This is a genomic window from Bacillus sp. JJ1474 (assembly GCF_036965225.1).
Classification (GTDB): Bacteria; Bacillota; Bacilli; order Bacillales; family Cytobacillaceae; genus Cytobacillus.
This window is the reverse complement of sequence record NZ_JBALPC010000065.1, coordinates 1-10,256: the sequence shown is the minus strand read 5'-3', so window position 1 is coordinate 10,256 and position 10,256 is coordinate 1. Positions and strand designations below refer to the sequence as shown.

Sequence of the window (10,256 nt, the reverse complement as noted above, 5' to 3'; positions counted from 1 at the left end):
GATCAAGATTCCCGAGATTGGGCAAATCCTCCGGCAAATCGAATGTACAATTACATTAAAAAGGTAGTAAAGCCAGGTAATATCATTCTTTTTCATGATTGGCACGGTAGTGAATATACTCAAACCTGTTCTACAGTTAAAGCATTAGATGACATTTTGGATTATTTAGACAAGAACGGGTATAAAAGTGTAACTGTATCTGAATTGCTCTACCGTTCAACACAACTCATTCCAGAATCTTTCGAAATCTATCCTACAAAAAAAGATAAAAATTCTCAAATTGATTTAATGTTTTAAATGGATAATCTCGCATAAAAGTATCTAGCTTAGCAGCCAAGTCGGAAGGTAAACTTGGAGTTGGCGCTAGAAAGAATAAAAGTGCTCCTATCTTTTGCTGAGAGCACTTTTTGTGTCTAGTATTTTTACAATTTCCTCAACAGCTAAATCAGTATCATCTGCTTCAATGTGATGAAACGCTCCTTCATAGTCGAGTTGTTTGTGGGCATACCGAGGATCGTAATAATCTTCTAACAAAATTTGAATGACTAACTTATAGTTTTGATTTCTAGCTGCCTCATTTAAAGCAGCTATGGTGTCTGAATTCTTTATTCGCTTATAAATATACGTTAACCGCTCCATTAGATTATCGTGAAACCACTGTTCATGTTGATAGGGCTTCACATACTCACGATAAATCCGCTCGATTCGTGATGATAATGACGCTTGAAGGTTAATATTAAACCCTTGATGTTTTTTGTTCAGCAATTCATCAGGCTGAACGACCTTACCGACCCGTTTACTTTCGGCTTCTACTAAGAAAAATGGAGAGTCCTTTATTTCCCTTAATGTTTGAAAGAGCAGGGAGTCAAAGGTTTTCTGATTATGGCCCTCGAATAAGCCAAATGATCCGAAGATGGAGCCGCGATGGCAGGCAGCTGCCTCTAAATCAATGACAGGCATGCCTTTTTCCTTTAACTTTTTCAGTACTTCAGTTTTTCCTACTCCTGTCATGCCGTGTATGGTTACTGCCCGAGGAGGAATTAGTCCAGGTATTTCCTCTAATATATATTGCCGGTAGGCCCGATATCCCCCGACTAATCGAGGAATGGATATTCCTGCAAAGGATAGAAAGGTAGCAACCGATTTACTGCGCATTCCGCCTCTCCAGCAATAAACAACGGGTTGTTTCCCTTCGTCAATTAATGCTTTAATCTGTCCTAAAATAGAAGGGAGCTTTGGAGAAACGATCTCCATCGCCCGCCACTTTGCCGTATCTGACCCTTCCTGTTTATAAATAGTTCCGATCATCGCTCGTTCTTCATTCGTAAATAAAGGGACATTGACTGCACCAGGAATTTTGAAGTCGTCATATTCACCAGGTGATCTCACATCAATTGGAACAGCATACTTTAATTCAAGAAGCTGAGCTACACTGATTTCTCTCATATTTGATTTCCTCCGAGTCTGCATCTATAAAAATATTTTATCCATTAATTTGCAAAATGAAAAGGCGTTGTTAAATATTGGCTCAGCAAATAAATAAAAGCAGCCTCTACCGGCTGCTTAAGCGATTACTTGTTTTTCCTCAAATTCCCAAGCTCTTCTGCCAAAGCCTGCATTTCGTTCGGACTGAAGCTGTTCTTTTTCATGACGAGATCATAAATATCCTTTAATTCCTCATACATTTCCTCGTCAAAATGGGAAGGCTTGATTGCTCCAAAGTTTAAAACCTTTAATTTTTCTTTAATTTTTTCAATCATGTATTCCACATTTTCTACTGATTTCTGTGCTAAGTCCACCCTAATTCCTCCTCAAAAAAATCTATCCGCCAACTCTATCAAGTATTCCCATCTTTCCATGTTATGAAATAAAAGTCAACCATAATTGGGATCTTAATTCAAGCCGTTCCTTTCAAAATTATTATCATATTGCCCGCGAAAAGGAAAATCAGAGGTTCACGGTAAAAGAGAGTAAGTTCCATTACCCGATGGAAGGAAAAAGTACTGTTCGCGGTAAAAGAAAGGAGGTTTCATTACCCATGGAAGGGTAAAATGGCTGTTCATGGTAAAAAAGTAGGGGTCATTGAGTAGTTCAAGGTTTATATAGTTGCACAACAACAAAATATGAAAGAAAATGTTGTCAAGGAGGGTGTACATAATGATTAACGTATTATTTGTTTGTTTAGGGAATATTTGCCGCTCGCCTATGGCGGAAGCAATGTTTCGTGATTTAGTAAAAAGGGAAGGGTTAGAACATACAATTCAAGTTGATTCTGCAGGGACTGGCGATTGGCATATTGGTCAGCCACCGCATGAAGGGACAAGAAAGATCTTAGAAAAATATAATATTTCTGCTGCGGGGCTGAAAGCGAGACAATTTCAGACGAATGATTTTCAAGATTTCAATTACATCATCGCGATGGATGCTTCCAATGTTCAAAACATTGAAAAGCTGAAAAGCCAGGAAACAAATGCCCGAGTCATAAAGTTGCTGGATTTAGTTCAAGAGGCAACAGATAAAAATGTTCCTGACCCATATTTTACGGGGAACTTTGAAGAGGTGTACGAGCTTATTGGAAAAGGCTGTGAACAATTGTTAAAAGAATTGCGTAAAGACCATAATATATAAGAAAGTGAGTGTGACTAGAATGGGGAAGTCGTTATTTTGGAAAGGCGTATTATATGGAGCGCTTGCAGGTGGTGCTTTAAGCCTGCTTGATAGGAGTACCCGGGAATCGGTTGCCGCTAATTGTAAAAAAGCAACAAAAGAAGTTTCATACTATGTAAAAAATCCTGGACAAGCTATAAGTGAGATTAAGGACATGACTAATCAAATTCAATCAACGTTTGAACAGGTTAGCTCAGAGGTTTCTTTTATTATGGAAAAAGTGGATGAATTAAAGGAATCGACAACCGATGTAGTGGAGCTTATGGGAGATACAAAGCAAGCTTTTTTTGAAAAAGATGAGGTTGAGGAGAGTACTAAAATTGTGAATTAATACTCTTAAGAGGTGATGGGATGGGACGAGCCTTTTCGAATTTGTTTTCGCAAATAAAGAAAAGAGTGATGGTAGATGATTTATTTGGGCTCTCGGCACAATTAGCCTACTTCTTCCTATTATCTCTATTTCCTTTACTTCTTTTCTTAGTATCGCTGCTTCCTTATTTGCCAATTACCCAAGAAGATATTCTTGCAGTTATTCGTGATTTTGCGCCAAAGGATAGTATGCAACTAATTGAGACTAACATTATTGCGCTTTCCCAAAAAAATGGCGGGCTGCTTTCCTTTGGAATTATTGCCACGATTTGGTCAGCATCCAATGGGATTAATGCAATCGTACGCGCTTTTAATAAAGCCTATGAGGTAAAAGAAACCCGCCACTTTCTTGTAGCAAGAGGGATGGCTATTCTTTTTACTTTTGCCATGCTGTTTGTCTTTGTTATTGCTTTATTGCTTCCGGTTTTCGGGAAAATTATTGGTGTTTATTTATTTGCTAAATTTGGCTTATCCGATGAGTTTATGACCATTTGGAATACGCTACGCTGGCTTGTAAGTTCAATCATCCTCTTCATTGTTTTTACTGGCTTATACTGGATTGCACCAAATACAAAGCTAAAATGTATTACTGTTATACCAGGTGCCATTTTTGCAACGGTGGGATGGGAGCTGTCTTCCTTGGCTTTTTCCTATTATGTGAGCAATTTTGGTAATTACTCAGCCACTTATGGGAGTATCGGTGCCATTATTGTCCTGATGATCTGGTTTTACTTAACTGGAATCATCATTATTCTAGGTGGAGAAATCAATGCTGTATACAGTAAATACAAAAAGGAAGATTGCTAATAGTTTCCTTTAATAAATTGTGGGTAACTTCAAAGAATAAGACAGGGGAAATAATATTGGTCTTTAAAAAGGAGGCTTATATTTATGTCTAAGAAATCGAAGAAGGACGGCGGAACAAAGCAAAAAGGTAAGAACAAACCAAAACAGAAAACTTCAGGTTCAGCTAACGGACAAAATGGATATCATTAAGAAAAAAAATCCCGGGGGCGCCCGGGATCTTTCATTTCTATGACTTCAACAGCCTTAAGCTATTTAAGATAACCAAAATCGTGCTTCCTTCATGGGCGATGACACCAAAAGGTAAATCAACAAATTGCAGGAAGTTGGACGCGATTAACAGCATGATGACTGTTATTGAGAAAATAACATTTTGCTTAATGATTCCATTCATTTTTCTTGAAAGCTTGATGGCTTCTGCAATGCGGGGAAGATCATTTTTCATCAGGACGACATCCGCTGTTTCCAGCGCCACATCTGTCCCTTCACCCATCGCAATTCCGATATTAGCTGTTGCCAATGCGGGTGCATCGTTTATTCCGTCTCCAACCATCCCAACTGTTCCGTATGTTTCTTGGAGTTTTTTTAGATGCTCGACCTTATTTTCCGGCAAGCATTCAGCTATATAATCATGAACATGGGAATCCTTCGCGATAGCCATTCCCGTGTTTTTGCTATCACCTGTAAGCATAATTGTGTAGATGCCCTGGTTTTTTAATTGATCGATCGCCAATCTAGTTTCTTCGCGGACTACATCCTGCAGAGCAATAATGGCTGCAATAACGCCTTCTTTTTGTACGAAAACAACCGTTTTCCCCTCACTGGCCATTTTCCCTGCGACCCCATTACTAAAGCTTTGTGCCCCATCAATTCCAACAAAAGCGGCTTTCCCAATTTTCCATTCTTCCCCGTCAATATTGGCTTTTACTCCCCAGCCGGTAACATCCTCAATACTCTCCGGACTGATAAGGGATTCAGATAAATGACCCTTTGCATATTTCACTATGGCATTAGCCAATGGATGTGTTGAGTGACTTTCAATAGAAGCAGCTTTAATTAAAATTTCTTCCTTGGAAAGCCCTTCAGCTACAACCACATCTGTCACTTCTGGTTTTCCCTTTGTAAGGGTGCCTGTTTTGTCAAACGCAATGGCTTTTACATGACTTAAATTTTCTAAATGAACGCCGCCTTTAAAAAGAATTCCGTGTCTCGCCCCATTTGAAATGGCTGACAGGGTGGCAGGCATAATAGAAGCAACAAGGGCACATGGTGAAGCAACAACAAGTAAAATCATGGCCCGATAAAAGCTTTCTGTCCAGCTCCATCCTAAAAGGAAATGGGGGACAAACATCATCAGAACAACAACGGCTAATACAATTTTTACATAAGTGCCTTCAAAACGTTCAATGAACAGCTGAGAAGGAGATTTTTCACTTTGAGCAGATTGTACAAGCTGAATGATCTTTTGAAAAAGAGTGTCACTGTTTGGTTTTGTAATTTCCACGGTAATCGAACCATTTAAATTAACTGTGCCAGCAAAGACGGCATCTTCATTTCCTTTCGTAACAGGAATTGACTCACCAGTAATTGCTGATTCATCGATAGTAGATTGGCCTTTTATAATTTTTCCATCGGAAGGAACACGTTCTCCTGGCTTAACAAGAATTTGATCGCCAATACGCAATTGCGATACATGGATTTTTTCCTCGATGCCACGATTAACCCGCAAAGCTTCCTCAGGCTGAATCTCCATTAATGCGGAAATCTCCTTATGGCTTTTGTTCATTGTATACGTTTCAAGAGCACCGCTTACTGCAAAAATAAAGATAAGAATGGCACCCTCCGTCCAATAGCCAATAATAGCCGACCCGATCGCCGCAAAAACCATTAGCATTTCCACATTCAGCTCTTTATTTGCAATGGTTTCTTCGATTCCCTCTTTTGCTTTTGCAAACCCGCCGATTATAAAAGCGAGGATGTATGCTGCAACTGATGGGGCTGCCAGCTCATTTCGATCCAATATCCATCCAGCAGCAATGAGTACACCGCTAAAAAGAGCAGCCATTAATTCAGCATGTGGTTTTATTTTTTCTATAAGGCTTTCATTTTTGCTAACCGGACTTTCTAGTAGTGCTTTCACTTCAGTACTCATTTTTTTCCTCCCCTTAATGATATTATTTTTCAATTGGGCGCTTCTAATTGAGAAAAATAATCAACATCAATACCCCTATAAAACAACGAAAGCTGCCGCCTCAAAGGCGACAGCACAAAACTTAAATTGTAGTGTAATGTTGTTTTCTAGTGTTATTCATAGTTTACTATATAGGGTATGAAATGGGAAGGAATATGTTCCTTTTTTTATAATAATTATTAATTTATTATTATTTTACTTACTGAGAATAAGATTCCTTCTCAGAGGCCACTTGTTTTTGCCCAAAAATGACGACCGTTAAGAATATGAGGAACAGCATCATGCTTATAATATGAAAGAAGCTGAAAGACTTAAAATGCTGGATGAAAACTCCGCCAAGAAATGGTCCCGCCAAGCTTCCGATGCTAAATGCTACACCGCAAAGTAAATTTCCTGTTGGCAGCATATTTTTCGGTGTTAAATCAGCCATGTAACTGATCCCTAAGGAAAAAGTGGAGCCGACAACCATACCAGCAATGAATAAGCAAATCGTTAATCCAATCATCATCTCTTCTAGAAAACTAGCCGTCATAAAGCTTAAACATCCAGTAAAAAGGATAATCATTAATATATTTCTTCTGCCATACTTGTCGCTTAATAATCCAAGCGGCAATTGAAATACGATAGCGCCAATCGCAAATGCTGTTAAGAGCATGGAAACATTCGTAACCTCAAGTCCAATTCTCAGCCCATAAACAGGAAAGCTTCCATTTATAGATGATTCAAGAAATCCATAACCAAATGCAGGGAGAAAGGCAACCCAGCCGTATTTGATTGCTTTATTAAATCTCTTCATTGTTTCTTTAAACGAATTTACTTCAATCGTTTGTTCCGGGAAATCGTTTTTTAAGATAAATAAAAATAACCATGCAATGAGGCATAGGATGGATGAAACAATAAAAGGAAGAGCTTCATTAATTTTAATCAAAGGTGCCATCATAGGACCTACCGCGAAGCCAGCTCCAAAAAACAAGCCATATAAGGAAATATTGCGGCCTCTTTTATGCTCTGGTGAAAAAGAAGTGATCCATGTCTGTGTTCCGAAATGCAAAGCATGGTCGCCAATTCCAATCATTAGACGAAGGAAAAACCAGAACCAAAAGGATTTCCAAACAGGGAATAGCATGAGAGAAACAATAACAATCAATCCGCCATAAAGAATGACTGGTTTATACCCATACTTTCTTAACGGGTATTCCATAAAAGGGGACACAAGTAAAATTCCGATGTACAGCCCAGTTGCATTTAATCCGTTTAAGCTCGAAGAAACTCCTTCATTTTCAAAGATAATGGCTATTAACGGAAGCAGCATACCTTGGCTAAAACCCGAGATTGCAACAATACTAACTAAAATCCAAAAACGCATATTTTCTTTTTTCATTTTTTCAAAACCTCAACTTTTGGACAGAAATTCCTGCATAAAATTAATAAATAAAGACTCAATAATGATGGTATATGCAATCAGAGTTCTTGGCAATAAAAATCATTTTTTTCATTCTTTTGGGAAAGATATGGTGACGCGCTTTTTGTTTTCGGGAAAGTCAGCCTATAGATTTTCAATATATCGGTCGGTATCCAGATATATCGGTTAGTTTGATGATTATATCGGTCAGAAACCTAAATATATCGGTCGGTGCCAAATAATTAGGTCAGTTTACATTCTTATTTGAAGGGATGAGTTATAAGAATGAACAAAATTTTTTCCGCACTTGTATTTATCGGTGTGCCTCTATCTGTCATTGGTACACTTATGCATTGGTCCAGTATTTTAATGTTTATTATTTATTGCGTGACGATTATTGCTCTTGCAAGCTTTATGGGGAGGGCTACTGAGAGCCTTGCGATTGTTGCAGGTCCGAGAATAGGAGGCTTGCTGAATGCCACGTTTGGAAATGCTGTTGAATTAATTATCTCGATATTTGCTCTTAGGGAGGGCTTAGTTGGAGTAGTGCTTGCTTCCTTAACAGGATCAGTGCTTGGAAACCTTCTTTTAGTCGCTGGTTTATCATTTTTTATAGGGGGCTTAAAATATAAACGTCAGACCTTCAATGTGTATGATGCAAGACATAATTCAGGATTGCTTATGTTTGGAGTGATTGTGGCATTTGTCATCCCAGAAATATTTTCAATGACGATGTCAGAGAGCGATACACTTAATTTCAGTGTAGGTATTTCGATTATATTAATTGTTTTATATTTAGCAGCATTATTTTTCAAGCTAGTTACCCATCGCGGTGTTTATCAGACAGAAAATGTGAATGAAGATAGACATGGCGAGGAAGAGCCTGAGTGGGGAAAGGGAAAAGCGCTGCTTATTCTTGCTCTTGCAACCATTGCTGTTGCCTATGTATCTGAAAATTTAGTACACACATTTCAGGCAGTCGGTGAAACCTTTGGCTGGACAGAATTATTTATTGGGGTTGTGATTGTTGCTATAGTAGGGAATGCTGCAGAGCATGCTTCAGCTATTATTATGGCTTACAAAAATAAAATGGATATTGCTGTTGAGATAGCTGTAGGGTCAACCTTACAAGTGGCGATGTTCGTTGCACCATTGCTTGTATTAATTTCTTTAATGTTCCCAGTATCGATGCCGTTAGTTTTTTCGATGCCAGAGCTAATTACAATGGTGACCTCTGCACTCCTCATGATCATTATTTCAAATGATGGGGAAACCAATTGGTTTGAAGGAGCTACTTTACTTGCAGCCTATTTAATAATGGGGATAGGGTTTTATTTATTATAGGAAAACATAAAAACGACTCTGAAATGACTCCAGAGTCGTTTTAAAGTTCAATTATTTTTCGCAAAAGGATGTAAATCTACTCGCTTTTTAGGAATTTACCACCAGCCTTTATATTGTTACTGGACCATAAAACCTTTATTTTGGAATGATGAAACTTTAATAAACTGTCATCCTCCTTTTTAGTAGCGAATCGACTTAGCGGCCCTCCTTTTATTTGAAAGTAAGTTTATTATACATCGGATTTTGATATTTGTAAATATTCAGATTATTAAATCAATATTACGAATTTGTTTTTTGTATTGCAATCACTCATGGGGGTTCTGATAAAAAATTTTTTTCAAAATGGATAATATACTTGAACTCCGAAAAAACTATAAACAAACGAAAGAGATAGTGAGTTGAAAGGAGTCTCACCATGAAAAAATACATGTCAATCTTTATCATAGGTCTAATATTTATGCTATCTTTTCAGAACGAAGCCGCGGGTTTAATGGATGAGAAAAAAACGAATCAACCCCAAAAAATAATAGCAATTCCAAACTCTGTTTTGACCATCACAAAGGAAAATACGTATCCAAACCCGGCACAGCATATGCCCAAACTGGAGCCAAGTGAATTAACACAAAGTTTAATTGAAACGTCTAAAGTTAAAATTGAAAATCCAGATTTAATCCGGATGTTAAATGAGACGACTGTTAATAGCACCCCATTTGCAATCGGGTATCGGGCGATCATATACCTTGGACAATGGCCGTTAAATTATGAGTCATCCGAAACTTCCCCGAATTGGGAGTATCAAAAGATTAACACCAATTACTTCGATAACCGGGGGGGAATTGCGCCCTATCAGATTCACTACGTTCAAGAAGCTCAGAAAGTGGTCAGAGGCGGCCTAACTGCAAAGGTACCAAGCACAGAAGATGTCAAAAAAATGATGCTCTTAAAGGCAATGGATAAATCTGGCCTGCCACTTTCCTTTGAAACAATAATCGGAGCTGGAACAAAAAAGGATCATAAATACAATATCCCGCCAAAAAGATTGGGCTATCTATACGGCTACGCCCCAGCAATTAACGAAAAAGGAAAGGTCACTTACGGGGAAGTCTATTTAATGCTAAAAGGAAATAAGAAAATGATTATTATTAAAAATGTAACATCCCAAGGAGTCGGTGCATGGATTCCAATTCAGGATCACATGTCCTTCGGATTTGTAGCATCAGAGCGGCCGAGATAAAAAAGTGTAATTGAAAACCTGCAGGGGATGGATGCATTTAGCAAATTCCCTGCAGGTTTCCTTGTGTTATTATAGAGTCTTGAAGTGTTATATGGCGCCCATCGATTCGGAAACTTTTAGTCGAAGGTCGTTAAGAGGGGTTCATAACGCCCTTCGATTTGGAAACCCATGGTTGAAGGTCGTTAAGAGAGGCTTAAAACGCCCTTCGATACAGAAACCCATGGTCTAAGGTCGTTAAGAGGGGT

The 10,256-nt window shown here is 38.4% G+C and carries 9 protein-coding genes and 1 pseudogene; 6 read left to right on the top strand and 4 right to left on the bottom strand.

Features of this window, described 5'->3' with window-relative positions:
- Positions 1-297: pseudogene (locus V7164_RS09980) on the top strand (hypothetical protein); the annotation flags it as partial.
- Between the two features lie 87 nt (positions 298-384).
- Here V7164_RS09980 and mnmH read toward each other — a convergent pair.
- Complete coding sequence (gene mnmH, locus V7164_RS09975) at positions 385-1,446, bottom strand: tRNA 2-selenouridine(34) synthase MnmH (RefSeq protein WP_335354017.1); 1,062 nt, start codon at positions 1,444-1,446, stop codon at positions 385-387.
- 125 nt (positions 1,447-1,571) lie between these two features.
- Entirely contained in the window at positions 1,572-1,799 is a 228-nt protein-coding gene (locus V7164_RS09970; protein ID WP_315667691.1) for a DUF1128 domain-containing protein, read from the bottom strand.
- Between the two features lie 358 nt (positions 1,800-2,157).
- On the opposite strand from V7164_RS09970, the gene V7164_RS09965 reads away from it, so the two are divergent.
- From V7164_RS09965 to V7164_RS09955, 3 genes are read left to right on the top strand one after another with little or no spacing between them, the layout of a single operon-like run.
- On the top strand, positions 2,158-2,628 hold the full coding sequence (locus V7164_RS09965; RefSeq protein ID WP_335354016.1) for a low molecular weight protein-tyrosine-phosphatase: 471 nt from the start codon (positions 2,158-2,160) through the stop codon (positions 2,626-2,628).
- 19 nt (positions 2,629-2,647) lie between these two features.
- Positions 2,648-2,998, top strand: coding sequence for a YtxH domain-containing protein (locus V7164_RS09960; RefSeq protein ID WP_335354015.1), 351 nt, complete (start codon positions 2,648-2,650; stop codon positions 2,996-2,998).
- A gap of 20 nt (positions 2,999-3,018) precedes the next feature.
- Positions 3,019-3,843, top strand: coding sequence for a YihY/virulence factor BrkB family protein (locus V7164_RS09955; protein WP_335354014.1), 825 nt, complete (start codon positions 3,019-3,021; stop codon positions 3,841-3,843).
- A gap of 226 nt (positions 3,844-4,069) precedes the next feature.
- Here the strand turns inward: V7164_RS09955 and V7164_RS09950 are convergent, their stop codons facing one another.
- Positions 4,070-5,992, bottom strand: a complete 1,923-nt coding sequence (locus tag V7164_RS09950) for a heavy metal translocating P-type ATPase (RefSeq protein WP_335354013.1) — start codon at positions 5,990-5,992, stop codon at positions 4,070-4,072.
- 238 nt (positions 5,993-6,230) lie between these two features.
- Complete coding sequence (locus tag V7164_RS09945; protein WP_335354012.1) at positions 6,231-7,412, bottom strand: MFS transporter; 1,182 nt, start codon at positions 7,410-7,412, stop codon at positions 6,231-6,233.
- 306 nt (positions 7,413-7,718) lie between these two features.
- Here V7164_RS09945 and cax point away from each other — a divergent pair, with 306 nt between their 5' ends.
- Both cax and V7164_RS09935 read left to right on the top strand, forming a co-directional pair.
- Positions 7,719-8,777 (top strand): calcium/proton exchanger, encoded by a 1,059-nt coding sequence (gene cax, locus V7164_RS09940; protein WP_335347093.1) that lies wholly within the window; start codon positions 7,719-7,721, stop codon positions 8,775-8,777.
- Positions 8,778-9,192: 415 nt separating this feature from the next.
- Entirely contained in the window at positions 9,193-10,011 is an 819-nt protein-coding gene (locus tag V7164_RS09935; protein ID WP_335347092.1) for a YfkD famly protein, read from the top strand.
- The last annotated feature ends 245 nt before the right edge of the window (positions 10,012-10,256 follow it).